Source organism: Alcanivorax sp. NBRC 102024 (assembly GCF_001602235.1).
GTDB lineage: Bacteria > Pseudomonadota > Gammaproteobacteria > Pseudomonadales > Alcanivoracaceae > Alcanivorax.
The window spans coordinates 1-24869 of the sequence record NZ_BDAS01000018.1 but is presented as its reverse complement, the minus strand read 5'-3'; the positions used below and the strand labels follow the sequence as shown (position 1 = coordinate 24869).

Here is a 24869-nt window from a genome sequence, read left to right as displayed (position 1 = left end):
CCATTAAATTATTGCTAGCCATGACTGCTCAATTATTAGCCGTATTTGCCAAAATTGTAGTAGTGGAGAGACTCATTTCGTAGCAAATGTTTGTAGAAAAGCTGACTTTAAGCCATTGAAAATAAAGTAAAATAAAGGCTTTTCTCCTAAGAGTGGAAAGTCTCGTCCTCTCCGCCATATATCCAAAAACGCCCCGCACTGCGGGGCGTTTTTGTTTGTGCCGTAAAATCAGCGGGATTTTCTACCCGGCGGGCATGATGGTTTCGCAGGAGCAGATCCGTGACGAGACGCCAGTGACCAGTTACGAAAACCGGGGTTCGCTCCTCGGTCCGCGTTAATCGTGACTGGCTCCTGCAAAAAAGGCGCTAACGAGATCCGCTCATAGTCACGAGCAAACATTTTCAACCCGCGCGCCCTCCCAGTTACGCTACACTATGCGCCCCGAAAAACATCGACCCAAGGTGACGCCATGACTGACACCCTGACCATCGCCCGCCCCGACGACTGGCATCTGCATTTCCGCGACGGCGAGCTGCTCGCTGAGACGGTGCCAGCCACGGCGAACGTGTTTGGCCGTGCCATTGTCATGCCCAACCTGACGCCACCGGTGAATACCGTGGCGCAAGCGGATGAATACCGGCAGCGGATTCTCGCCCAGGTGCCGGCGGGAGTGACGTTTGAGCCACTGATGGTGTTGTACCTGACCGACACCACGCCGGTGGAAGAGGTGGAGCGGGCCGCGAAGAGTGACTTCGTGCATGCCTTCAAGCTATACCCGGCAGGGGCTACCACCAATTCCGATAGCGGGGTGACCGACCCGGGCAAGATTACCCATCTGTATGCGGCCATGGAAAAACACGATGTGCCGCTGCTGGTTCATGGTGAAGTCACCGATGCGGACATTGATATCTTTGACCGGGAAAAAGTCTTTATTGACCGTTACCTCAATGATATCCGTCGCCAGTTTCCCGGTTTGCGCATTGTCTTTGAGCATGTGACCACGTCAGAGGGGGTTAACTTTGTGCGCGAGGCCAGCGAGCTGACCGCCGCCACCGTGACGCCACAGCACCTGCTGATGAACCGGAACGATTTGCTGGTGGGCGGGGTGCGCCCGCATAACTACTGCCTGCCGATTCTCAAGCGGCGCCAGCATCAGCAGAGCATCCAGCAGGCGGTGCTGGAAGGGCATGACCGTTTTTTCCTGGGGACGGATTCCGCCCCGCATCCACGCAACAAGAAAGAGGCGGCCTGCGGCTGCGCCGGCTGTTATTCCGCCCGGGCGGCGTTACCCCTGTATGCCAGCTTTCTTGAACAGTATAACGCCATGGACAAACTGGAAGGCTTTGCCAGCCACTTCGGCGCAGATTTCTACCGGCTACCCCGCCATACCGACACCGTGACCCTGGTGCGCAAGCCCTGGTCCGTGCCGGAGTTGATTGATGCGGCCGGGGAGGCCATGGTGCCGTTCTACGCCGGCCAGCAATTGCCCTGGTCCCTGGCCTGATTGATGGACCGCTTGCCGGTTGTTGTCCTGAGCGGCTTTCTGGGCAGCGGCAAGACCACGCTGCTCAACCGCTGGCTCAGAGAGCGTCAGGATCTGGCGGTAATCATCAATGAGCTTGGCGATATCGGTATCGACCAGCATCTCACCGGCGAGAGCCGCGTGCCGGTGACCCTGCTGTCCGGTGGCTGCCTGTGCTGTGTGATACAGGGAACCCTGTCGAGCACCCTGCGCAACCTTTTCATGGCCCGCAAAAACGGTGAGCTGCCGCCGTTTTCCACCCTGGTGCTGGAAACCACCGGTGCCGCTGATCCCTTTGGTGTCACCGCCCCGCTGGAACAGGACCCCTGGTTGCAGAAACGCTTCTTCTGCCAGTCGGTATTGACGGTGGTGGATGTGCTGGCCGGGACTCGCAGCCTGGAACGTCATCCGGAGTGGCTGGAACAGATTCATGCCGCCGATGCCTTGCTGCTGTCGAAGACAGCACAGTGTGAACCGGAAGCCCTGGCGGCTTTGCAGGCGCAACTGACAGCGCTTAATCCCACTGCCCGGATATATCCGGAACCGGCACCGGTGGACCTGCTGGAACAGTCCTTTACCCGCCGCTGCCGCGTGACGGGCAGTTTTGCGCCGGTTGCACCGGGAGGCTCTCTGCTGTCACCACACCATCCGCAGACTCAGCCATCCCGTCACCAGCTGTACAGCGCCTCCCTGCGTTGGGAGGGAGGGCTGTCATGGCCGCTCTGGCAGGCGGCCTTGAAGCAACTCGCCAGGCAATGCGGCGATAGCCTGATCCGGGTAAAGGGCCTGCTACGCGTGGAAGGCCTGGATGGCCCCCTGCTGGTGCAGTGGGTGGAAGCGCAGGAACCCGAGTTGACCCCGCTCAAGCAATGGCCTGACGAGGATGCCGTCACCCGACTGGTACTGATTGTCCGCCATCCACAGGCTGACTTTGCGCAGCAACAACTGGCACACTGGGAAACCTTGTTGACACAGCTTTCCTAGGACCAGAGATGGGCTATCTTTTCCTTGCCGTGGCCATCCTTGCTGAAGTGGTGGCGACCAGTGCACTGAACGCCTCCCAGGGCTTCTCACGGCTATGGCCATCTGTGGTCACCGTGGTGGGCTACAGCATTGCGTTCTATGCACTATCGTTGACTTTGCGCACCATTCCCATGGGCATAGCCTATGCGGTGTGGGCCGGTGTCGGTATTGTATTGATTGCGCTGGTGGGAGCGCTGTTTTTCCGTCAGCAGCCAGACCTGCCTGCGGTGGTGGGGATGGCGTTCATTGTGGTCGGCGTGGTGCTGGTGACGTTTGTGTCACAGACCAGCGGACACTGAACCAACGAGACAAGGAGTTCCCGTGACAGAGCGGATGCAGAATGCCGAACAGGCTGTGGATTATGTGATCAAACAGACCGGTGGTGATATTCGCCTGGCCATGCCACTGGGGCTGGGCAAGCCGAACCGGTTTGTGAATGCCCTCTATGCCCGGGTGGAAAAAGACCCCTCCCTGTCCCTGGATATTTATACGGCCTTGTCCCTGGGCAAGCCCGCTGCCGGCAGTGATCTGGAGAAGCGTTTTCTCAACCCCTTCGCCGATCGTCTGTTCGGTGACTATGAAGAGTTGGCCTACCTGAAACCCCAGAAACGCAGCGCGTTGCCGGCCAATATCCGCGTGTTCGAGTTCTTCGTGCAGCCGGGCAGCATGCTGGGCAGCGACAGTGCCCAGCAGCATTACATCAGCAGTAACTACACCCATGTGGCCCGGGATCTCAACGCACGCCAAATCAATGTGGTGGCGCAGATGCTCGCGCACCGGGAGGAAGACGGCACGGATCGCTACAGCTTTTCCTGTAATCCGGAAGTGACTCTGGATTTGATGCCTCTACTCAAAGCGCGCCGGGAGGCCGGTGAGACCATTGTCTCCGTGGGACAAGTGCACCGGGATCTCCCCTTCATGGAAAACGATGCCCGGGTGGACGACTGGTTGGCGGACATGGATATCCTGCTGGATGACCCCGAAGGTCACACGCGCCTGTTCAGCACACCGAATATGCCAGTGAATACCCAGGACCACTTTGTCGGTCTTCACGCCAGTACTCTGGTGAAGGATGGCGGTACCCTGCAGATCGGCATTGGTGCCCTGGGGGACGCGCTGGTGCATCATTTGCGTCTGCGCGAGCAGGATAACGCGCTCTACCGCTCCTTGCTCGAGGCATGGTCCCTGCCTGACAGCCATCAACAGCTGGTGGACAGGGAAGGGGGCATGGGGGTGTTCCGTGAAGGCCTCTATGGCTGCAGCGAGATGATGACCCATGGCCTGCTCACGCTGATTGATGATGGCATCATCCGCCGTCCGGTGTATGACTGGGCGCCCCTGCAACAGCTGGAAATGCACAATCCGGCCAAGCCCGGGCTGGCGTTGCTGGATGCCTTGCGCGAACAGGATGCTATCCGCCGTCGTCTCAATCACGATCATCTCCGTCAGCTGAAACGGTTCGGTATTTTCCGAAGTGATATCGAAAAGCACGGTGACGAACTGGTGCTGCCTAATGATATCCGCGTGGCCAACGACCTGGATGACCGGGCTACCCGGGAAGCCCTCAAGGCAGTATTCGGCGAGGAGCTGGCTGGTGGCGTGGTCATGCATGGCGGCTTCTTCCTGGGGCCCCAGGCGTTCTATGAACGCCTTCGTGAGCTGGACCCGGCCAGTCGTGCGGCCATCAACATGACCCACATCAGTTTCATCAATCATCTCTACGGCGATGAAACACTCAAGCGTCTGCAGCGCCAGGATGCCCGCTTTGTGAATACCGCTTTTACCGTGACTCTGCTGGGCGCGGCGGTGGCCGATCAGGTGGAAGATGGCCGGGTGCTCAGTGGCGTTGGCGGACAGTACAACTTTGTCAGCCAGGCCCATGAACTGGAAGGTGCCCGTTCCATTCTGATGGTTCGAGCCTGGCGTGAACGGGCCGGCGAAGCCATGAGCAATGTGGTCTTCCGTTACGGACACAACACCATTCCCCGCCATCTGCGCGATATGGTGGTGACGGAATACGGGGTGGCGGATCTGCGTGGCAAGACCGATGAGGAAGTGGTCATGGCCATGCTCAATGTGGCTGACAGCCGCTTCCAGATTGATCTTATGGAAGAGGCCCAGGCAGCGGGCAAACTGCGTAAGGATTATCAGATCCCGGAACCCTATCGGCGCAACAACCCGGAGCATCTGCACGAGATTGCCGAGCGCCATGCGGACAAGGCATTTCCCATGTTCCCGCTGGGTTCAGACTTCAACCCGGTAGAGCAGCGGCTGCTCAAGGCGCTGACCTGGCTGAAGGAAAAGGTCAGCCAGAAGGAATACCTGAAACTGGGGCGCAAGGCGTTGTTCGAAGAGGGCAGTGAAAGCGATTTTATTGCCGAGCTGGAACGCATGTCCCTGTCGGATCCCCACGGAATCCGGGCGCACCTTTACCAACGTCTGCTGTTGACGGCACTGGAAGCCACACGGCCCTGAAATGGTTCCAGGGCGGAAATCAGAAGCGAGGTACGCGTTTCGAAAAGCTTTTCGCTCCCCGTGACTCGTACCTCGCGACTTCGGTTGTTTGACGCCCATTCCTGAAGAGAGCGGAGGGCCGTTCCCGGGGAAAGAACGGTCCTTATCCTAAGCGCTTTTTCTTTCTTCTCCCTGGTCCGCTTTCTTCGAGCGCGCCTTGCCCGGGCTGCTGGATAGCACCCGCCAGAACGGAATGCGCCGGGTGACGGCCACCATTTCGTCCACGCTGTCACCGATGCCGGACAGGCGATCCACGGTGTCTCTCAGGCCCACCAGCTCGTCCACGTGCTCCGAGATCTTGAACACCACCATGTAGAATTCCAGCAGGGCACGCAGAACCGAGGCCAACACCAGGAACGTCAGTGGGGCGGCAAAGAAAAAGTAGAAAAGCCCGCGCCAGGTAGATGCCATAAAGGCTTCCACGCAGACATAGATCAGCCCACAGGCAAGGGCCACCAGAGCAATACCATAAACGCCGGGCAGTACCTGAATGATCATGTATTTGTCGAATTTGAAATTGAACAGTTCGCGCCAGTACTGCACCACCCAGAAGAGGGCTCGGCGCATACGGATACCGAATTTTTCGGGGCGTTTTTCCGGCGCGTTTTGCTGATTATTCTCTACCATTTTGCGTACTGCTCCTCGACAAAACCGTATTGCCCGTCGATGGTGAGGGAGCGTCCGTCCTTGAGTCGGAGCTCGCCATCGAAGCGGCCAAACAGCTGGTTGAAATTGCTGGCAAACAGGCCCAGGTTCATCCGTTCGCGATGATTGCCATTGGGGGTGAAACGAAGCATGACCTGCCCGCACTGGCTGCGCAGGGTCCAGGGTTGCATCAGATCATCCCGGTTGTATTCAAAGATCACGCCGCCGGTGGGGATCATCTGATCATCCACCCACAGGCAGTTTTCTGAAAATGTGGTTTCGTTGACGCCACAGGACAGATTCAGCCCCACCCGGGTTTTACCCACGCGGGCGGACAGGCAGGCCCAGTTCCAGAAGGTTTCGCGGCGCATATAGCCGGCGGAAAAATCGTGGTGCCCGAAAGCATCCAGCCCGGCCAGATCCTGCCGGTTTCCCTCTTGCTCCAGGGTGCCGGTGGCGGTACGGCCGGCGACCTTGTTGGCATAGACCCAGCCATTGACGCCAGTGCGGGTGCACAAGGACATGGGCTGGTAGTCCGGGCCTTCATCCATCCGCACCTTCAGTGACAGATCCTTCAGGTTCACTGCCAGGGTCTTGCTCAGGCCGGCTCCCTGATCCTGGTAGCCGAGACGGATATCCACGCCACGGCGTTGGAAAACACTGTCCCCCTGCCGCGGGGAGGTGGACATGACCAGCTCACGTCCCAGCGGCGATCGCCAAGTATATTCCCGCAAGCGACCGCTGCGGGGTTCAAAGATGTAAAAAAACGCCATACCCAGGTAGGCGGTATGGGCCAGGGCGCAGCCGGCCAGCAATTCCTGGCTGATCACACCAAAATACTGGAATTGCTTGTAGTGGAAATGGCGGGCGTAACGGGACGCAGGCTGCCCCATGGGCGTGCGGTAGTCCGCCTGTCGACCATTGATGGTGGTGACGGTGTCGGGGAATACGCCATGGGCGACCTGGCCCTGGTTATCGACCAGTGCCTGGGGTTGAGCCTGAAAGTTCATGTGTTTGGCCAGCTGACAGGAACAATGAAGCCCGGAGTGTCACGGTGGCGTTGGGTCACCATGAGAGGGCGTTGACGACTTTCAACATAGTCAATCAAGGTGGGGGTCGCAATCAAAGTGGTACTTTTGTCCGACATAAACGGGCACGGCCAGCAGGGCCGCTCAACAATTGACCATTCCCCCTCGTCCAGGGCGTCACTGGGCAACCACCAGCCCCTTTCATGACCGGGGTATGGTTGCACACCGTCGCTCGGGGTGTGTTGCCGGTAGAACAGCCGTCCGCGGCTGAGCAATGCGGTGCCGTCTGGCTGCCAGCCCTTCTCGGCGAGCTGCTCGCGGACTTCCGGCATGGTGGAACGGGGCAGTTGCTGATCGAACAGGTGGCGGGCCTTGCGGTCCAGAGTGTCGTGGCTGTTAGGGCCAAACCAGGCCTGGGCGGTGCCCAGGTAAAACTTCAACGCCAGCTCCCAGTGCCACAGTTTTCCTTCCTGGTGGTCGTGCACCAGCATATCCAGTTCGCCCAGGGTGCGGCCCTGGTGGCGAAAGGGGAGGTTGCTGGCGACGCGCTCCAGATTGCGGCTGGCATCCACCAGGGCAGACACCCATTGCTCGAATAGCAGTCCCAGTCGTCGTGCTGGCGTGTGGGTTTGCAGCCGCAATGCGGCCCGCTCCAGCAGGTCCGGGTCGAGTTGATATTCCCGTTTTAGCAGCTCGCTGGCATCCCGGCTGGGCGAAGGGCAAGGCAATAGGGGTGGGGCCTCCACCAGCCAGCGCAGCAGGCCGGCTGGTGGGGGTGAGGTCATGCTGAAGTGGATAGAATCTCGCGTTTGTTTAATGCGGTTTTCACCTCGTCGGCCCAGTGCAGCCAGGCCTGTTGATCCAGGATGCCCCGGCGCAGGGTCAGGTAGGTGAACAGATCCTTGTCGCGACCCTGTTCATCCAGTTTTCTGGCCAGAGCCTCGAAGGTATGCAGACGTTCACGACGCAGATCCGCCTGGTCATCCAGCTCACGCAGGATGGACGAGGAATCTGACAGGGCGCCACCGGCAATTTTTACCATAAAGGCATCGCGAATGCGCGGTGGGGCTGCGGGTTTTCGAAGCCATCGAATCAACTCGTCGCGGCCTTCTTCCGTGATCCGGTACAGTTTTTTGTCCGGTTTGCCATCCTGGGGGATATGGCGAAACTTCACCATATTCTGGTCATTCAGTTTTCCCAGCTCCAGGTAAATCTGCTGATGGGTGGCGTTCCATACCAGCCCGATGCTGTTAGCAAATTCGCGAGCGAGGTCGTAACCGCTGGCTTCCTGATCTTGAAGCAGGACAAGTATGGCATGGCGCAAAGACACGGCTCACTCCTCGTTTTATTATGTGATGCAATACCATTTTGATAGTAGAGAGCCGTGTTATTGCTGCGCAATCCGTTGAATAAGTAGTTTTGTAAAAACTTGGTGAACTTACACCACAGTCCAAGAGCAATGTAAGTAATTGTTATCAAAAGGGATGCACTCTGTTGGCCAAAAAGGGCAGAAAGGAAAAGAATGTTTCTGTCGGGATTACATTGATTGGGGGATTACGGACCGGCCCGGCATCCCGTGATCCGGGAAGGATGCCGGGCCGCTTGCCCGTCAGTGGGATCGGGCAGGAAGGGCTATCAGCTGGCTGGCCTGAAACTCGGCAGAAGCCTTGAGTTGTTCTGCGTTCAGTTTGGGAACCAGGGTGTTGATCAGGCTGCGTGAAGCCTTGCGGGTGGTTTCCACCCCCATGCTAGCCACTTTGCGAAGCACCGGGCCAAATTGCAGCAGGGCCATGGGACGTTCGAAGTACCATTCAATTGCCTGATCGGTCAGGGCCAGCAGGTAGCGGACCAGCTCCTTGCGCGCCTTTTCCGGATTCTCCTCGCACAGCTGTGGCAGGCTTTTTCCCAGGGCGGCCATGTCTTCATCCACCGGGAAAGCCACATACCAGAAATCCTCGCCGGCGGCGGGCTGGCGGACCTGATCCATGTAACTGGCCGCATCACGGTTTTGTTGCAGGTCCAGTTTCTTGACGCTGCGACTCACCACCAGGTGGGTGGTCTTGTTGATGGTCTGGGTGGTCATGCCCACCACTTTCATCATGCCGGGGGATAGCTGGGCCGCCTCGGCGGCCCGGGTCAGGAAAGCGGTGAGCGCTTCATCAATAAACAGGCTCATGATCGCCTCCAGCTCTTGCGGCTCCGGCCGGGTGGCGCCGTCCTGCATGCGACGGATAAAGCCATCGGTTTTCCGGTGCAGGGAATCGCTGGAACGGAAAGCCACATGCGGTATTGTCATTATTCGAGTCCTGAGGCCATGGATGAACCGATCATACCCAGCCTGGCCGGGGGCTCAAATGACCGAAACGGGTGCCGGCATGACTTTTCCGCCCGGCGCGACTCCGGGTATTCCTTTTTGTGTTCCAATGGAAGATGATTCGCGCCCTGCGGAATAGGCTAGGAGAGAGCATGTTAGGCGTCGTCAATGCGGATGCGGAGCGGGTAAAGCAATGGCTCCAGCAAGCGAATATCCGACATTACATCTGTGAGCATTGCCACGGCCTGCACCTGTCCGAGCTGCAGGAGCGAGATGGTGTGGTGGATGCCCGTGTGTTCGTGGAAGAGGATGGCATCCTGCTGACCACTGAGCTGGAATTGCGTCCGTCGGCCCTGTTCGCGGTGCAGGCAGAGTTGACCCGGCTTAACATGGCGTATCCGTCCATCAAGCTGTTTCTGGATGTGAGCGACGATTCCCTGCCCCGGCTGGTGGCCTGCGATCTGTTGCTGAGCCGCCATGGTGTGTCCTTCGAACAGTTCATCTACTTTGTCCAGGCCACCGTGGATGCCACGGTGCAATTGCTGGATGAGGGCCAGGAATATCACTGGCTGATCTGGCCGGATGAGATGGACAGCGGTGCCGGAGAGGCGCTGCACTAACGATTCACTTCGGGAGGCACTGCGGTGCAAGACAATGCGGATTCACTGGGTGGCGTCGGCGGCGATCGACTGGACGGCCTTATCGACGGGCTGGTTCAGCATGGTTATGCCATTGCTCCCGGTTATCTCCCCTTGTCACTGGTCCGTGCCCTGCGTGAGGAGGCCCAGCACCGTGACCAGCAGGGTGCCTTTCAGCTGGCCGGTATCGGTCGCCGGCAAGAGCATCAGAAAGATACCCGCATCCGCAGCGACCGAACCTGCTGGTTAAGAGGGGAAACCCTGGCCCAGTGCCAGTTTCTGGAGGAGCTGGAAAGCCTGCGAGTGGCGGTGAACCGGTCCCTGTTCATGGGACTGTTTGAGCTGGAATCCCATTTTGCCATTTACGGGCCGGGTGACTATTACCAGCGCCATCTGGATGCCTTCAATGGCAATAACGGCCGTCTGCTGTCCGTGGTGCTGTACCTGAATGAAGGCTGGCAAAGCCAGTGGGGCGGGCGTTTGCGTCTGTGGCCGGACCCCGATGCCCAGGGCGTGGCCACCGAGGTGGAGCCCCGTGCCGGCACCTTGGTGGCGTTTCTCAGCGAGAAAATTCCCCACGAAGTCTTGGCAGCCACCCGGGAACGCTACAGTATTGCCGGATGGTTTCGCTGCAACAACACCACCGCCGACTGGCTCGATCCGCCACGCTGATTCTGGTCCTGCTACTGGGGCAGAGCGGTGCGTGGGCGTCGCTCTGTGCCAACCCGGGTCGCGATGGCCAGGGTGGCAGCGAGGCTGTCTTCAACAGCTATTTCACCGGCCCGGATAGTCAGACGCTCTCCTCAGGCAGCCGCACCTTTTCCCTGACCCGCCAGCGGGGGGAGACGCCACTGCGTGCCGGCGATCTGGCCCTGCTGATGCAAGTGCAGAGTGCCTCCATCAATACCACCAACCGTAGCGGCTATGGCCAGCTCCAGGGGCATGACCTGGTGGCCGAATGGGTGCGCGTGGACCGGGTGGAAGGTCAGCAGGTATGGATTGAAGGTGGCGGTCCGACCGGCGGTCTGATTTACCACTATGTGAATGCCCCGGCCAGTGGCGAGCAAGGGCGCCGTCGTTGGCAGCTGGTGCGGGTTCCCCAGTATGAGCATTTCTCATTACAGCAGGAGGCCCGGGCGCTGCCCTGGGATGGTCACACCGGTGGGGTACTGGCGCTGGATGTGCGACGCAAGGTAACCCTGAACGGGCACCGGTTGTCGGTGGCGGGTGCCGGTTTTCGCGGTGGCCCGGCGCTGTCCTTGCTGGGCGCGCTGGGACGGCCGACAGATTGGCGCTATCCGGCACCGACGGTTGAGGATCGGCAGGCGGGATATGGCCACCATGCCAGCAAGGGGGAGGGGCTGGCCGGTACGCCGGCCCTGTTGCTGGGAGCGGACAAGGGGTATCCCGGTGGCGACATGGGGCGCGGTGCGCCGGCCAACGCCGGCGGTGGAGGGAATGGCCTGGATTTGGCCCATCAGCGATTGGGCAACGGTGGAGGAGGAGGTAACGGCTCTGCCGGGGAGCATGGCTTGCCACAGGAAGGGGGTGGCCGGGGCGGCCATGACGCGCCACGGGCCATGGTGCTGGGCGGCGGCGGCGGTGCCGCTGGACGGCGCCAGGGAGACGGCGGCCAGGGCGGTGACGGGGGGGGTCTGCTGCTGATCAGGGCCGCGGGCCTGCAAGGTGGGGCCCTGGACCTGCGCGGTCTGCCCGGCAGCCCGGCCGGCGAAGTGGGCGGGGGTGGCGGTAGCGGCGGCACCCTGTGGCTGGATCTGCCGGTCATCGATGCGTTGGCAGTCACCATTGAGCATGCCGGGGGCGCCGGTGCCAAAGACGGCGGGCGGGGTGGTGACGGCCAACGACTGGCAAGGGGCCAGCGCGATTGGCCGGGGTTTCATTCGTTGCGGTTGGCGGGGGCCGAGGCCGGCTTTCGTTGTCGCCCTGCCGGTCACTGGCTGACCGGCGTGCTGTTTGAGGATAACGGTGCCGGTGGCGGGCAGGCATTCAATCTGCGGCGTGAGGGTGACGAGTCGCCCTTGCCCGGTCTCACGGTGACCCTTCAGGACCCGGCCAGCGATTGGCAAAAAACCACCCTTACCGGTGTGTCCGGGGCTTTCCAGTTCCGTTTGTCGGAAGCGCAAAGCCGTGGCCAGACGTTATGGTTGTCGCTGGTATTGCCTGAGGGGTGGCGATTGCCGACGCTGCCGTTACTCAATGGGGAGGCAGGCCAACTGCGTGGCGAGCAGATTCGCTGGCCGGTGCGGGCCGTCCCCGATCGTCACACCGGCCCCTTGAGACTGGGCGTGATCGCGGAACCGGGTTGGCAGGCGCCGGACGACACCGCGCTGGCGCCGGGCAGTACGGCCGTGCTGGCTTTTGAATATCAGGCTCCGGTCACCGGTCAGGTGCGTTTCCACAGTGATCACCCGGCGGTGCGGGGGCTGTTGATGGATCGGGCTTGCTCCGGTGATAGCGAACAATGGCAACGTGGGCAGAATGCGGACTGGCCGGTGACCGCCGGGGAGCGTTTGTGCGTGAGGGTGCCGGTGCGTTTTGATGGCCAGCCAACCCGCATTCCGGTGACAGCCACCACACTGCCCCACAATGGGCCTGCCGGCTTTGTGATGACGCCCCAGCAGAGCGCGGTAAAAATTCTTCCCGGGTCTTGAAAGTATTTCCTGTATCCCCATTTCTTTCCCTGTGACGACCCGGCCGGTTGGAGCCTTGCTGGCATTCTGAATGACAGTGGTTCCCTGTCACGCACCATTCAATCAACCTTTTTTCAGTGGATGCCGCAGTGGTGGGTCTGCTGAAGAGTATGGAGATATGTGTGATGAATACCGGATTTTCCCTTGCGCCCCTGTTTCGCCATTCCGTGGGCTTTGACCGCTTCGATGAACTGTTGGATGCCGCCCTGCGTGCGGATCAGTCCAATGGATACCCGCCGTACGACATCATTCGCGAGAGTGATGGCCGCTACCGTATCGTGATGGCCGTGGCCGGTTTTTCCCGCGATGATCTGGAAATCACGGTCCAGGAAAACGAGCTGCGCATTCGTGGCAGTCTGCCGCCGCAGAATGACGGCGAGCGTACCTGGCTGCATCAGGGTATTGCCCGGCGCGCCTTCGAGCGTACCTTCAAGCTGGCGGACCACGTGGAAGTGGACGGCGCGGGTCTGACCGATGGGTTGCTCACGGTGACCCTGAATCGGGTGGTTCCCGAGGAAAAGAAGCCCCGCGTCATCCCTGTGGAAGGCGAACAATCACCAACAAATCGTAATTAAATCGCTGCACTTTGTGACGCGATTTCTGTGACATAGTAAAGGGGCCGATAAGGCCCCTTTTTGCTAATTTAGGGGTGATGCCTGACGGCATCGGCCCGATATAACCAAAGGGTCTTAACCGGATACTGATCATGCTCACCGGATCAGCGCAGGGTCGTACTTAAACCCGGCCAGGACGGCCGGAACTCTGCAACCCCAACGCCATTGTCATCAGCCACAGGGAGCGGCATGCAATGAAACGTCTTTATTACTTCGCGAAATCACTGACCTCCGTTCAGGGGATTACCTCGGATCTGCGCCAGGCGGGCATCGGCGAAAATCGCCTGCATGTGATGGGGAATGACAGCTCGGCAATGGCCCGGGCCCATGTGCATACCACCACGCCCTGGGAAGAAACCGATATCATGCATTCCGGCTTTGTGGGTGCGTTGGGCGGTATGGCAATAGGCCTGCTGGCTGGCTTTCTGCTGGCCGGTGCCGACCCTTGGGGCATGCAGCTGGACACCGGCGCCATCATTGGTGTGACGCTTTTTGGTACCTGTTTTGGCGCCTGGCTGGGTGGCCTGCGCGGGGTCTCTTCCCGCAGCCACCATCTCACCCCCTATCTGGATCGGGTGGAGCAGGGCGATTACCTGATGATGGTAGACGCGGATGATGAGGTGCAGGCCAGCAAGGTGCAAAAGGTCATGCAAGGGCATCGTCACGAAGCCGAAGAGGCCGGCCGTGAGGAACATTTCAGTCCGTTTGATTAATTGGAGCCTGGCTCACAAGGCGAAAGGCGTGACGGAACCCTTCGTCCTGCAAGCAAGGCTCCAACGGGGCTGATAATGCTGACGCCTGTGATCAGGCATCCATCCAGTAGGCTGCCACATCCAGCAGGCGGTGGCTGAATCCCCACTCGTTGTCGTACCAGGCCAGCAGCTTCAGTTGCTGGCCGAGTAATCGGCTGTGGTTGGTGTCCACCACGCAGGAATAGGGCAGGTGGTTAAAGTCGCTGGATACCAGCGGCAGATGATTGACCGCCAGGACACCTTGCAGATGACTGTGGGCGGCATTGCTCAGAGCCTCGTGGACCTGCTCCAGGGATTCCACCTGTTCCAGGGTGACGGTGAAATCCACCAGTGACACATTGAGTGTGGGGACGCGCACCGCGAGGCCATCCAGCCGGCCCTGCAGATGAGGCAGCACCAGGCCCACGGCTTTTGCCGCCCCGGTGCTGGTGGGAATCATGTTCACCGCCGCCGCCCGGGCACGCAGCAGATCCCCGTGGGCCTTATCCACCAGATTCTGGTCGTTGGTATAGCTGTGGATCGTGGTCATCAGGCCCTGGCGAACCGTAAAGGCCTGGTCGAGCACGGCCACCATGGGCGCCAGGCAGTTGGTGGTACAGGAGGCGTTGGAGACAATCTGGTGGTCGCTGCCCAGCAGTGAATGATTGACCCCGTAGACCACGGTGGCGTCTGCATCATCCACCGGATAACTGGCCAGTACCCGGGGGGCGCCGGCTTTCAGGTGATCTTTCAGGGCGTCCCGGCTTTTGTACTTGCCGGCGCATTCGATCACCAGATCCGGGCCCAGGGATTGCCATGGCAGGTCCGTCAGTCGGCTTTCCGCAAAGCAGGGAATGCGGTGGCCGTTGATCTCCAGGTGGCTGCCGTCGTAATGCACGGAGTGTGGCCAGCGTCCATGGGTGGTGTCGAACGCCAGCAAGTGGGCGAGCACGTGAAAATCGGCCAGATCGTTAATGGCGACCAGCTCGAAACGGTTGCCGGCGGGATGCTCACTGATCGCCCGGACAAGACAGCGACCGATACGGCCAAAACCGTTGATGGCAATGCGAATCTTCTTGCTGCTTGTCATGGCACACTCTCCGTCCACCATAGACTTTCAGTGTAGTCCCGGGGGGGCTATCTCGGCCAGCCTGATCAAGCTTTAGGCAGATGGGCAGGGGGTATCTTGCAATGGCCGGTCGCTTTGGCCACAATGCGCCCTCGCTCTGCGGCCCCGGTTGCAGGCGCGTAATGGTCGACCCGTCGGTCCCCCCGCAACGACAGACTGTGAACTCCGCCAGGCCCGGAAGGGAGCAACGGTAGCAGTGGACTCGTGTGCCGGGGTGCGGCTGGCGGGAAGACCTCCAATCTTCTTCCCGCCGATACCCGGCTGCTTTTACCGAGCTCGCCTTCTGCACTGTCTTCCCCGCGGGAACTTCGTTAGCATTAAGCCCTTCATGAGACACCCCTTTTCCGCTGAATACCGGTGTCGATGCCTGTTGGTTGGAGTGCTATGAGTTATCAGGTTCTTGCCCGTAAATACCGTCCCCGCACCTTTGATGAGCTGGTGGGGCAGGAGCATGTCTCGCGGGCTCTGATGCATGCGCTGGATCAGGATCGCCTTCACCATGCCTATTTGTTCACCGGTACCCGGGGGGTGGGCAAGACCACCATCGCCCGCATCCTGTCCCGCTGTCTGAACTGCGAGCAGGGGGTCAGTGCCCGACCCTGCGGGGTTTGCCCCACCTGTGTGGAAATCGGCGAAGGCCGCTTTGTGGACCTGATTGAGGTGGATGCGGCCAGCCGCACCAAGGTGGAAGATACCCGCGAGCTGCTCGACAACGTGCAGTACGCGCCCACACGGGGCCGTTACAAGGTCTACCTCATCGATGAGGTGCACATGCTGTCAGCGCATTCGTTCAATGCGCTGCTCAAGACCCTGGAAGAGCCGCCGCCCCATGTGAAATTCCTGCTGGCCACCACCGATCCGCAGAAATTGCCGGTGACGGTGTTGTCCCGCTGTCTGCAGTTCAGCCTCAAGGCACTGCCGGCGGAGCAGATCGCCGGCCATCTGCAGGCCCTGCTCGACAAGGAAATGATCCGCTACGAGGCTCCCGCCCTGCTGGCTCTGGGCAAGGCGGCCCAGGGGTCCATGCGTGATGCCCTCAGCCTCACCGACCAGGCCATTGCCTTTGGCAGTGAGCAGCTCAGCAGCGAGGCCGTGAATGCCATGCTGGGCACCGTGGACCGTAACCACGTGCTCACCCTGCTGGTGGCGCTGGCGGAGCAGGACCCGGCAGGAGTGCTGCAGGCGTTGGCCACTGTCAGTGAGCACTGCCCCGGTGAACTGGCACTGCTGGACGAGCTGATCAGTCAGCTTCATCAGCTGGCGGTCTGCCAGGCGGTGCCGGGCAGTCATGACGAGACCATGACCCAACTGGCGGCGGCCCTCAGTGCCGAGCAGGTGCAACTCTATTACGATGTGGCCGTACGTGGCCGCCGGGATCTGCAGGATGCCCCGGATAGCCGCGCAGCACTGGAAATGCTGCTGCTGCGTATGGTGCTGTTTACCCCTAAAGGAGTGTTGCCGGCCGGGGGGGAACACGCCGGCGCAAAAAAGCCTGAAGCGGCAGCGTCGTCGGCTGAGGCCGGCGGGAAACCGGATTTGCGGGCCCTGCTGGATCGACCTGCCGCTGCCTCGGCACCGCCAACACCTTCTGCTCCAGCGCCGGAGCCACCTGCTGCTACCCCGGTAACGGAACCGGTGCCGCAAGGGGGGGCTGTTTCCGCCACCCTGTCCCGGGCGGAAGCGCAGGTATCGCCGTCGCCCTCGAACCAGCAGGCCGCGCCCGAGACCGTTCAAGCCGAAGCGCCCGAGCCGGAACCGGAGCCCATGCCGGAACCGGTCGTGGAACCACAGAAGCAGGAAGCAGCAGACGAACCGCCACTGGCGCCGCTGTCGGAGCCGCGTAGCGAATCAGAGGTGGCAACCTGGTGGGCCGCATTGCTGCTGCGCCTGGACCTGGACGGCACGGTGCGCAACATCGCCCGCAACGCGGTGCTGGTGAGCCGGGAAGACCCGGTCTGGACCTTGCGTATCAGTACCGGACACGAGGTGCTGGTCAACCGGGAACGGCTGGACGAGTTGAGCGGGGCACTGGAGAATTATTTCCAACGGCGTATCCAGATCCAGGTGGAGTACGAACGTAAGGCTGGCGACACCCCGGAAGCCATGGCCGAAGCCCGTCGCCAGGAGTTGCTGGTCGATGCCAGCCGGACCTTGCATGAGGATCCGGTGGTACAGCAGCTGGTGAGTACCTTTGATGGACGGCTTGACGAAGACAGCATAATGCCCAAGGAAACGGTGGAATAAGCGGGCTCGACGTCAGACGTCAGACGCGAATTTGGAGACAATGATGGATTTCGATATCAACTCTCTCATGCAGCAGGCTCAGGCCATGCAGGAGAAGATGAAAAAGATGCAGGACGAGGCCGCCAACGCGGAAGTGACCGGTGAATCCGGTGCCGGCCTGGTCAAGGTGACCATGAACGGTCGCCACGACGTCAAGAGTGTGGACATTGATGCCTCGCTGATGAGCGAGGACAAGGAATTGCTGGAAGACCTGCTGGCGGCTGCCGTCAACGACGCCGTGCGTCGGGTGGAAAAACAGCAGCAGGACAACATGCAGAATATGGCCGGTGGTTTTCCCTTCCCGCCGGGCTTCAAACCCTGAGGGGCCTTCGTCTGTGAAGCATGCGCCGCTGGTCGACCAGTTGATCCACGCCTTTACCTGCCTGCCCGGTGTGGGCCCCCGTTCTGCCCAGCGCATGGCCTATGCGCTGCTGGATCGCGGTCGTGAAGAGGGGCGGCGTCTTGGTGATGCCCTGCACGCGGCCATGGACGGCGTGCAGCACTGCCAGCGTTGCCGTAACTACGCGGAAGAAGAACTCTGCCCGGTGTGCAGCGATAGCCGCCGGGATTCTACCCTGGTCTGTATCGTCGCCACCCCGGCGGACGTGCTGGCCTTCGAGCAGTCCGGTGAATACCGGGGCCAGTACTTTGTGCTGATGGGGGAACTGTCCCCCCTGGACGGCATCGGTCCCCGGGAACTGGGACTGGATGTGCTCGAACAGCGTCTGCAGCAGGGTGAGATCAACGAATTGATTCTTGCCACCGGCACCACCGTGGAAGGGGAAGCCACCGCCCACTATGTGCTGGATCTGGCCCAGGAAGCCGGTGTCACCGTCAGTCGAATTGCCCAGGGTGTGCCCATGGGCGGCGATCTGGAATTCGTGGATGGCGCGACCCTGGCCCAGGCTCTGCGTGGCCGACGCCCTTTCCAGTAATCCTTTCCCGCTACTCCGTTACAGATACCCGCAAGCCTGCCGGCTAGGGAGACCGTGTGGTCTGAAAGAGGATCGCCAGCAGGCGGCTGCTGCCTGCGAAGTGGGGTTCGACGGCAGCAAAAAGACAACCATCATGCTGTGAAGCGGATTGTTGCCGGGTGACTGGCCCCCTGCGGTCCACCTCTGTTATGTTAGCGACCAAGCAAGCGCTAGGTTAGCTACGAGAAGGAGGCCCTGTGAGCGCGTTGAATTATTTCAATGATACCCACCAGATGGTGCGCGAGACCGTTCGCAAATTCGTGGAAAGGGAAATCCTGCCCCACGTGGACGATTGGGAAGAAGCCGGTGAGTTCCCCCGCGAGCTTTACCACAAGGCCGCGGATGCCGGCATTCTGAGCATCAATGCCCCGGAAGAGTTCGGTGGTACCGGCGAAGATGTGTTCATGAAGATTGCTGCCTGTGAGGAGCTGGTGCGGTGTTCGTCCGGGGGGCTGTGCGCCAGCCTGGGGTCTCTGGATATTGGTCTGCCGCCGATCTGGAAGTGGGGCAGCGATGCCATGAAGCAGAAGGTGGTGCCGGAGGTGATCGGTGGGCAGAAGATCTCTGCCCTGGCCATTACCGAACCCAATGGTGGGTCCGATGTGGCCAACCTGCGCACCCGTGCGGTGCGCGATGGCGACCACTATGTGGTCAACGGCGCCAAGACTTTCATCACCAGCGGTGTGCGCGCGGACTATTACACGGTGGCGGTGCGTACCGGTGACAAGGGCTATGGTGGCATCAGCCTGTTGCTGGTCGAGAAAGGTACGCCGGGCTTTTCCGTGGGCCGCAAGCTGAAGAAGATGGGCTGGTGGGCCTCCGATACCGCGGAGCTGTTTTTTGAGGATTGCCGGGTGCCGGCGGAAAATCTGATCGGTCCGGAGAACGGTGGCTTCTACTGCATCATGAGCAACTTCCAGATGGAGCGCCTGATCCTGGCGGTGACGGCCAACAGTACCGCCCAGCTGGCTCTGGATGAGGCCATGCGCTACGTGAAAGAGCGGGAGGCCTTTGGTCGTCCCCTGGCCGGATTCCAGGTGACCCGCCACAAGCTGGCGGAGATGGCCACGGATGTGAAAGCCAGCACGGAATTTACCTATCGGGTGGCGGCCAGGATTGCCGCCGGGGAAAACTGTGTTCTCGATGTGTCCATGGCCAAGAACGTGGCCACCCGTTGTGCCGACCGGGTCACCTACGATGCGGTACAGCTGTTTGGTGGCAGCGGTTACATGCGCGGCACGGTGGTTGAACGGCTATTTCGGGATAACCGCATCCTGTCCATCGGGGGGGGGACTCACGAGATCATGAATGAGGTGATTGCCAAGCAGTTGGGGCTTTAAAACAGTTGAAAGTTTAAAGTTGAAAGTTCAAACGCGCTTTTAGCTTGTAGTTAACTGAATGCAAAGAGGCCGCGCTCAATCCACTGGGCGCGGCCTCTTTGCTTGCGGACAAGGTTAACGTTGTCCGCGTTTCAACTTTGAACTTTTAACTTTCAACTAGTCTTCTTAGGTGCACTCCGCCCGAGCCGGGTCCACTTTGCAACGCACCTTGCGTAGCAGACCGAGCATGTCCGGATCATAATAGCCCTGTTCACGCAGCTGGTCGCGGGCCTCCTGCATCATGACTTCGTATTCTCTCTGGTCGGCATCCGGGATTTGCACCCACCAGCGCTTGTCGACCTTTTCGGCCTCCTTGTCCAGCTGCTCGGTGATGCGGTTCAGGTTGTTGTAGAAATACTCGCGGGATTTCTGCGCCATATCGGCGGGAAAACGGTCTTTCTTGGCAACCAGTTGAATGGTCAGCTGGGCCAACGGGTAGTCGATGATGCCGCCATCCGGGCTCAGGCCTTTATAGAGTTCCAGCGCATCATAGGCCACCAGCGGAGCGACGATGACATCGACCACGCCGTTGTTGAACTTGGTGGAGAAGTTCGTTATGTCAGATCCCACCGGGGTAGCACCAACCTGGGACACCAGAATGGCCTGGGTTTCATCATATTCCAGCACTGCTACACGCTTGCCGGCCGCCTTGGCCAGGGAGTTGACTTCCCGATCGTTCACGAACACATAGGCGGCACCGGCCGGGGCTACCCCCATGATCTGATAGGAGCCCTGGGAAAGTTTGTCTGCAGTTTGCGGATGGGCCAGTACCTTCAATACGACTTCCATGTGCTCCATGGAGGGGATGGCGCCAATGGAGTCGATGGTGCCGGCATACTTATTGAAATTACGGCCACGGATGCCGGTGATCAGGGCGGCATCGCAGACGCCAGCCTTGAGATCCTCAGCGGCAATGGCTTCGTTGGTATGGGGAATCAGTTCCACTTCCAGGTCCCAGCCCAGGGCTGCGGCCTGCCAATCTTTCATGGCGCCCATGACCGGTCCAACGTTGCCGACGATGTCAAAGACGCAGATCTTGCGTTTAATCGGTTCGGCCTGGGCAGTCAGAGAAACGGTGAGAGCAAGAACCGTGGTGACGGCGGTAATCAGCTTCTTCATGGGTGTATCCTGCTTGTTATTGCTTGTATGGAGGCAACCCCGATACTAGAGGGAATGATCCTGAAAGGGAAAAACCCTAGCGCCTTGCCTCGGAGCGATTAGGTCAATTTCCATCAGTTGCGGTCAGGGCGGCTGGTGCGACGAACTTCCCCCGGGGTGCGGCCTGTCCAGCTCCGATAGGCCTTGCTGAAACTGGCCTGATCGCTGTAGCCAAGCTGGTCGGCAATCTTTTCCAGGGGCATGTCTGTTTCCAACAGGTAGCGGCTGGCAAACGTTTCACGAATGTCATTGCGAATACCGCTGAAGGCAAATCCCGCCAATCCCAGGTGACGCCTGACCGAGCGCGGGCTCATTCCCAACTTCTGGGACACCCGCTCCAGGGTGCTGTCCCGACCCGGAGAATTCATGATTTCGTGACGTACCTTGATGACCACCTTCAGGCTGGCGCCGCCCTGAATCTGCTCCCTTGATCGTGCGGCGGCCAGGTAGGTCGCCACGCTGGCATCATCGTCCTTTGCCTGACGCCCGGAGAGTGGCATCAGAACCTGATTATGTGGGCGGTTGAATTTCACTTCCACGCCGTCGGCCAGTCTTTGCCAGGCGAGGCTGTTGCCGGGGCAGTCAAAATCAAATTCGAACGTGAACTTTCGACAAACCAGGGATGCCAGGGCATGGATGCTGCCCATGTAGATATTGGCAACGACGGGTTTGAGTTTTTTCAGATCCCAGTTGTCATGCAGGCGGATGGAAATCAGTTCGCCAGTGCAGTGGATTTCCATATCCATCAGTGGCAGGGAAACACGCAGATACTGCACCACCATGGTGACCAGTTTTCGGTAGTCCCGTTGCCGAAGAAGCGCAAAACCGAAAAGACCATGTCCGTGCAGATCCAGCTCCTGCCCAAAGCGGAACGGGGCGGTCGGATCGTTGAGCAGCCGGTTGCCGTTATGAAGAAGATGCTGGATTTGTCGCATGGAAAGATAGGCGTCGGGATTATCGAGCATGTCGCTGTCAATGCCGGAACCATCGAGCACTATCGTTCCAGTTATTCCATGTTTTTGTACGAACCGCAAAAAGCGGCGGGCATAACGGCCAGAGATAAGAGGAACGTCGAGTGCCATTCCATCGTTTTTCATTTTTTATTGTGCCTGATGTAGTTGTTGTTATTCGTGTGATGGGACTCTCATTTGGCTGTGTATCTTTCGGACTTTAAACACCGCTTGCCCTTTTTAACAAAAAAATGGCCGATTTAACTATTAAGTCGGTCACCTTCCATGGACATGATGAGCCCCGCTTTTTTGTGCATAAAAATAATCATGGAGCAGAAAAATGCAAAGGGAAAAAACTGAAACCCTTAAAGCGCGTTATCTACCCCTTTCCAAAGTATCAGTTCCTTTAATGCGAAGAATGTATGAGATCTACTCCGGGTACTACGAAAATGTAAGTCTCGAAGTGTTCTGTACAGACATGGTGGAAAAAAGCGGCGTGATTCTGGTGATGGAAAAAGCAACCAAGCGCGTGGTTGGTTTTTCCACCATGAAAACCCTGGATATTAATGTGGGTGGGCGCCGGGCAAAGGGTGTTTTTAGCGGCGACACCATCATAGAAGAAAAATACTGGGGTAGCCGGGCCTTACAGGTCACGTTCTTCTTCCGGATGATCCGTGAGAAATTGCGCCACCCGTTCCGCCCGCTCTTCTGGTTGCTGATATCAAAAGGCTATAAAACATATTTGCTGATGGCGAATAACTTCCATAACTACTACCCGCATCCGGAGGGGAAGAATCCGGAGCTTGCTCACCTGGTGGATTATTACTGCGACCGTTTGTTTTCCGACGCTTACTGTGAAGAAAATAAATTACTGGATTTCGGCGAGGGTTATACCCATCTGAAATCCAATGTGGCTGGCATTACCGCAGAAATGCGTCAGAAAAACGAAAAAATTCAATTTTTCGAAACCTGTAACCCAACCTGGAACCGCGGTACCGAATTACCGTGTATCGGCGAAATCAATCTTTCCCTTCTGGTGAGTTACCCGTTTTCCCTGTGGCGCAAACAACGCAGAAAAACGAAAACACAAATTGCAGCTGTGGCCTGCGAATAAAAACCGGGGTGACCATGTTCGGACATCGTTTGCTCAAAATGGCCGCCTGGCCGGGTGAGCGGCGCTTTGCCGCCGGGCGGGAAAACCTGGAGCATGTTCAGAGAGATAAGCTGGCACTGTTGTTGCGCAAGGTGGCGGCCTGTGAAGTCGGCCAGCGCCGGGGTGTCGCAGCAGACTGGCAATGGGAAACCTTTGCTGAGCAGATGCCGGTGAGCGAGTACGGCGACTGGCGGGACCCGGTCGATCGCGCCCGCGAGTCCGGCGGCAATGCCCTGATTCAGTCGCCGGTGGTTCGCTATCAGCCCACCAGCGGTTCCACCTCGGCGATAAAGTGGATTCCCTACACGCGTCAGTTTCTGTCGGAACTGGATAACGCCATCAGTCCCTGGATTGTGGACCTGTACCGTCAGTTTCCCCGCCTGAGCGGGGGGCGCCATTACTGGTCCATGTCCTGGGTGCCCACGTCATTGCGTGACAACATGCGCGAGGACATCAACGACGATATTCAGCTCATGTCCATGGGCAAGCGCCTGCTGGCCGGGGCCACCCAGGCGGTCCCTCAGGATGTGTCTTTGGCACGGACTTCCGAGGATTCCCTGTTTGCCACCCTGGCTTACCTGGTCAGTGATGACTCCCTGGCGATGATGTCCATCTGGAGCCCCACCTTTGGCCTGGGTCTGCTCAAGTCCATGGCCCTGTGGCGAGAGGAACTGGCGGAGGTATTGGCGAGCGGTTCCTGGGGCCAGCGCATGAAGGGAAGTCATACCGAGTGTTGCCCGCGCTCTCCGCGCGCAGCGGCGTTACTGCGCCAGTGGGATGGGCGCTTGAGTGCGGATTTCTTTATGACTCTGTGGCCGTCGCTGGCACTGGTGAGCGCCTGGGATACCGCCGCATCAAGCCCCTGGGCCCGGCAGTTGCACGGTCTGTTGCCGCAGGCCGCGTTTCAGGGCAAGGGCCTGTGGGCCACGGAAGGGGTCGTCACCATTCCCTATCAGGGCCAGTACGCGCTGGCTTATCGCAGCCATGTCTATGAATTTCAGGACCCCTCTGATGGCACCATTTATGCGCCCTGGGAACTGGAGCAGGGGCAGGAGGTGATGCCGCTGCTGAGTACCGGCAGTGGTCTGCTCCGTTACCGGCTCAAGGATCTGGTGCGGGTGGATGGGCTGCCAGGCGGTATTCCGGCACTGACGTTTCTCGGCCGTGCCGGCACCACGGATCTGGTTGGCGAAAAGCTTACCGCAGCAGCGCTGGATGCCTCCCTGTCGCAGGTGACGTTGCCACCGAAAACCCTGCCGGTATGTACCGTGGCTGTAGAAGATACCGGTGACGGCACTCCCGGGTACCTTCTGTTGCTGGAGGGGGAGAGTGCAAACACGGATAACGTGGCGAAGGCCCTCGATGCTGCGCTGCAGCAACACTTCCACTACCAGCTGGCCCGTAACCTGGAACAGCTGGCACCACTGCGCTGCGTCATTCGCCCGGACATGCGCGAGCGCTACCTGCATCAGTGCCGTGAGCGGGGCATGATTGAAGGCAATATCAAGATGGAGTCCCTGCAGTACTGGCCGGGTGCATTGCCGGTGTGGCTCCGTGAGCCGCCGGTATCGGCCCGGGAGGTGGCGTTGTGAGCTACCGTATTCGCCAGGCCCGGGAAGAAGATAACGGTGCCATCCTGTCCTTGCTGCAAGGTACGCCCCAGGCAGGAGCGGTTACCCTGAATTTTGAACGGAACCCGGATTATTTTCGGGGCGCCCGGGTGACCTGTGAAGAGCCGGATGTGTGGGTGGCAGAGCCACGGGATGGTCAGGGACAAATCGGGGCCGTCTACAATGTGGGTTGGCGCCATGTTTGGGTCAACGGCCAGGTCAGACCAGTGCGTTACGCCCACGACCTGCGCATCGCGCCGCAATATCGCAACGGCATGATCCTGCACCGGCTGTTTCGTCAGTTGCGCCAGCAACTGTCAGACGGCGAGTGGATGCAGACCACGGTGCTGCATGACAACCTGGCATCCCTGTCTACCGTGGCCAGTGGCCGCGCCGGGCTGCCCACCTACTATCCCTCCGGCACCATCGAAACCAGCATGCTCTATACCCGGGCCCGCCGTCGGCGATTGCCTGATGACGTGGTGATTCGCCA

At 59.6% G+C, this 24869-nt stretch carries 23 protein-coding genes, 1 other RNA gene and 1 pseudogene; 17 read left to right on the top strand and 8 right to left on the bottom strand.

Annotation, left to right across the window (positions count from 1 at the left end; genetic code table 11):
• Positions 1 to 469: 469 nt before the first annotated feature.
• Genes pyrC through A0251_RS16695 form a run of 4 tightly spaced genes read left to right on the top strand, consistent with a single transcriptional unit; the run spans position 470 to position 5020 of the window.
• A complete protein-coding gene (pyrC, locus tag A0251_RS16710) occupies positions 470 to 1504 on the top strand; it encodes a dihydroorotase (protein WP_062817976.1) in 1035 nt (344 codons plus the stop codon).
• Between the two features lie 3 nt (positions 1505 to 1507).
• Positions 1508 to 2506, top strand: coding sequence for a GTP-binding protein (locus tag A0251_RS16705; RefSeq protein ID WP_231874272.1), 999 nt, complete (start codon positions 1508 to 1510; stop codon positions 2504 to 2506).
• Positions 2507 to 2514: 8 nt separating this feature from the next.
• On the top strand, positions 2515 to 2844 hold the full coding sequence (locus A0251_RS16700) for a multidrug efflux SMR transporter (RefSeq protein WP_062817974.1): 330 nt from the start codon (positions 2515 to 2517) through the stop codon (positions 2842 to 2844).
• Positions 2845 to 2866: 22 nt separating this feature from the next.
• Complete coding sequence (locus A0251_RS16695) at positions 2867 to 5020, top strand: acetyl-CoA hydrolase/transferase C-terminal domain-containing protein (RefSeq protein ID WP_082810944.1); 2154 nt, start codon at positions 2867 to 2869, stop codon at positions 5018 to 5020.
• A 147-nt stretch (positions 5021 to 5167) separates the two neighbouring features.
• On the opposite strand, the gene A0251_RS16690 is transcribed toward A0251_RS16695, so the two are convergent.
• From A0251_RS16690 to A0251_RS16670, 5 genes are all read right to left on the bottom strand, one after another.
• On the bottom strand, positions 5168 to 5686 hold the full coding sequence (locus A0251_RS16690; RefSeq protein ID WP_062817972.1) for a DUF4282 domain-containing protein: 519 nt from the start codon (positions 5684 to 5686) through the stop codon (positions 5168 to 5170).
• Positions 5680 to 6714 carry a DUF2804 domain-containing protein gene (locus A0251_RS16685; protein WP_062817971.1) on the bottom strand — a complete coding sequence of 345 codons (1035 nt, stop codon included), beginning with the start codon at positions 6712 to 6714 and terminating at the stop codon, positions 5680 to 5682. Before A0251_RS16685 ends, A0251_RS16690 begins: the two co-directional genes overlap by 7 nt.
• Entirely contained in the window at positions 6711 to 7517 is an 807-nt protein-coding gene (locus tag A0251_RS16680; protein WP_062817970.1) for a DUF1853 family protein, read from the bottom strand. The genes A0251_RS16685 and A0251_RS16680 overlap by 4 nt, the downstream gene beginning before the upstream one ends.
• The gene (locus A0251_RS16675; protein ID WP_062817969.1) at positions 7514 to 8062 is read right to left on the bottom strand and encodes a PadR family transcriptional regulator; all 549 of its coding nucleotides are present in this window, start codon (positions 8060 to 8062) and stop codon (positions 7514 to 7516) included. Before A0251_RS16675 ends, A0251_RS16680 begins: the two co-directional genes overlap by 4 nt.
• Before the next feature lie 279 nt (positions 8063 to 8341).
• A complete protein-coding gene (locus tag A0251_RS16670; RefSeq protein ID WP_062817968.1) occupies positions 8342 to 9028 on the bottom strand; it encodes a hypothetical protein in 687 nt (228 codons plus the stop codon).
• Positions 9029 to 9198: 170 nt separating this feature from the next.
• Between A0251_RS16670 and A0251_RS16665 the strand changes: the two genes are divergently transcribed.
• From A0251_RS16665 to A0251_RS16645, 5 genes are all read left to right on the top strand, one after another.
• Positions 9199 to 9666, top strand: coding sequence for a YbjN domain-containing protein (locus A0251_RS16665; protein WP_062817967.1), 468 nt, complete (start codon positions 9199 to 9201; stop codon positions 9664 to 9666).
• A 24-nt stretch (positions 9667 to 9690) separates the two neighbouring features.
• Positions 9691 to 10356, top strand: a complete 666-nt coding sequence (locus A0251_RS16660) for a 2OG-Fe(II) oxygenase (RefSeq protein ID WP_062817966.1) — start codon at positions 9691 to 9693, stop codon at positions 10354 to 10356.
• Positions 10305 to 12356 (top strand): hypothetical protein, encoded by a 2052-nt coding sequence (locus tag A0251_RS16655; RefSeq protein ID WP_062817965.1) that lies wholly within the window; start codon positions 10305 to 10307, stop codon positions 12354 to 12356. Before A0251_RS16660 ends, A0251_RS16655 begins: the two co-directional genes overlap by 52 nt.
• 164 nt (positions 12357 to 12520) lie before the next feature.
• A complete protein-coding gene (locus tag A0251_RS16650) occupies positions 12521 to 12970 on the top strand; it encodes an Hsp20 family protein (RefSeq protein WP_062817964.1) in 450 nt (149 codons plus the stop codon).
• 233 nt (positions 12971 to 13203) lie between these two features.
• Complete coding sequence (locus A0251_RS16645) at positions 13204 to 13722, top strand: hypothetical protein (protein ID WP_062817963.1); 519 nt, start codon at positions 13204 to 13206, stop codon at positions 13720 to 13722.
• Positions 13723 to 13813: 91 nt separating this feature from the next.
• Here the strand turns inward: A0251_RS16645 and gap are convergent, their stop codons facing one another.
• On the bottom strand, positions 13814 to 14830 hold the full coding sequence (gene gap / locus A0251_RS16640) for a type I glyceraldehyde-3-phosphate dehydrogenase (protein ID WP_062817962.1): 1017 nt from the start codon (positions 14828 to 14830) through the stop codon (positions 13814 to 13816).
• Between the two features lie 171 nt (positions 14831 to 15001).
• Between gap and ffs the strand changes: the two genes are divergently transcribed.
• From ffs to A0251_RS16615, 5 genes are all read left to right on the top strand, one after another.
• Positions 15002 to 15098, top strand: an RNA gene (gene ffs, locus A0251_RS16635) — signal recognition particle sRNA small type.
• A gap of 155 nt (positions 15099 to 15253) precedes the next feature.
• Positions 15254 to 17113 (top strand): DNA polymerase III subunit gamma/tau, encoded by a 1860-nt coding sequence (dnaX, locus tag A0251_RS16630; protein WP_062817961.1) that lies wholly within the window; start codon positions 15254 to 15256, stop codon positions 17111 to 17113.
• A gap of 43 nt (positions 17114 to 17156) precedes the next feature.
• Complete coding sequence (locus A0251_RS16625; protein ID WP_062817960.1) at positions 17157 to 17474, top strand: YbaB/EbfC family nucleoid-associated protein; 318 nt, start codon at positions 17157 to 17159, stop codon at positions 17472 to 17474.
• A gap of 13 nt (positions 17475 to 17487) precedes the next feature.
• Positions 17488 to 18087, top strand: coding sequence for a recombination mediator RecR (gene recR / locus A0251_RS16620; protein WP_062817959.1), 600 nt, complete (start codon positions 17488 to 17490; stop codon positions 18085 to 18087).
• A gap of 236 nt (positions 18088 to 18323) precedes the next feature.
• A complete protein-coding gene (locus tag A0251_RS16615) occupies positions 18324 to 19466 on the top strand; it encodes an acyl-CoA dehydrogenase family protein (RefSeq protein ID WP_062817958.1) in 1143 nt (380 codons plus the stop codon).
• 165 nt (positions 19467 to 19631) lie between these two features.
• On the opposite strand, the gene A0251_RS16610 is transcribed toward A0251_RS16615, so the two are convergent.
• Together A0251_RS16610 and A0251_RS16605 are read right to left on the bottom strand one after the other, a co-directional pair.
• Complete coding sequence (locus A0251_RS16610) at positions 19632 to 20624, bottom strand: putative solute-binding protein (RefSeq protein ID WP_062817957.1); 993 nt, start codon at positions 20622 to 20624, stop codon at positions 19632 to 19634.
• Positions 20625 to 20737: 113 nt separating this feature from the next.
• Positions 20738 to 21658, bottom strand: a complete 921-nt coding sequence (locus A0251_RS16605) for an AraC family transcriptional regulator (RefSeq protein WP_231874271.1) — start codon at positions 21656 to 21658, stop codon at positions 20738 to 20740.
• A gap of 295 nt (positions 21659 to 21953) precedes the next feature.
• Between A0251_RS16605 and A0251_RS16600 the strand changes: the two genes are divergently transcribed.
• The 3 genes and pseudogenes from A0251_RS16600 to A0251_RS16590 form a co-directional block, all read left to right on the top strand.
• Positions 21954 to 22727 carry a hypothetical protein gene (locus A0251_RS16600; RefSeq protein WP_231874270.1) on the top strand — a complete coding sequence of 258 codons (774 nt, stop codon included), beginning with the start codon at positions 21954 to 21956 and terminating at the stop codon, positions 22725 to 22727.
• A gap of 14 nt (positions 22728 to 22741) precedes the next feature.
• Entirely contained in the window at positions 22742 to 24358 is a 1617-nt protein-coding gene (locus A0251_RS16595; RefSeq protein WP_062817954.1) for a GH3 auxin-responsive promoter family protein, read from the top strand.
• Positions 24355 to 24869 (top strand): annotated as a pseudogene (locus A0251_RS16590) (hypothetical protein); the annotation flags it as partial. The gene A0251_RS16595 and the pseudogene A0251_RS16590, both read left to right, overlap by 4 nt.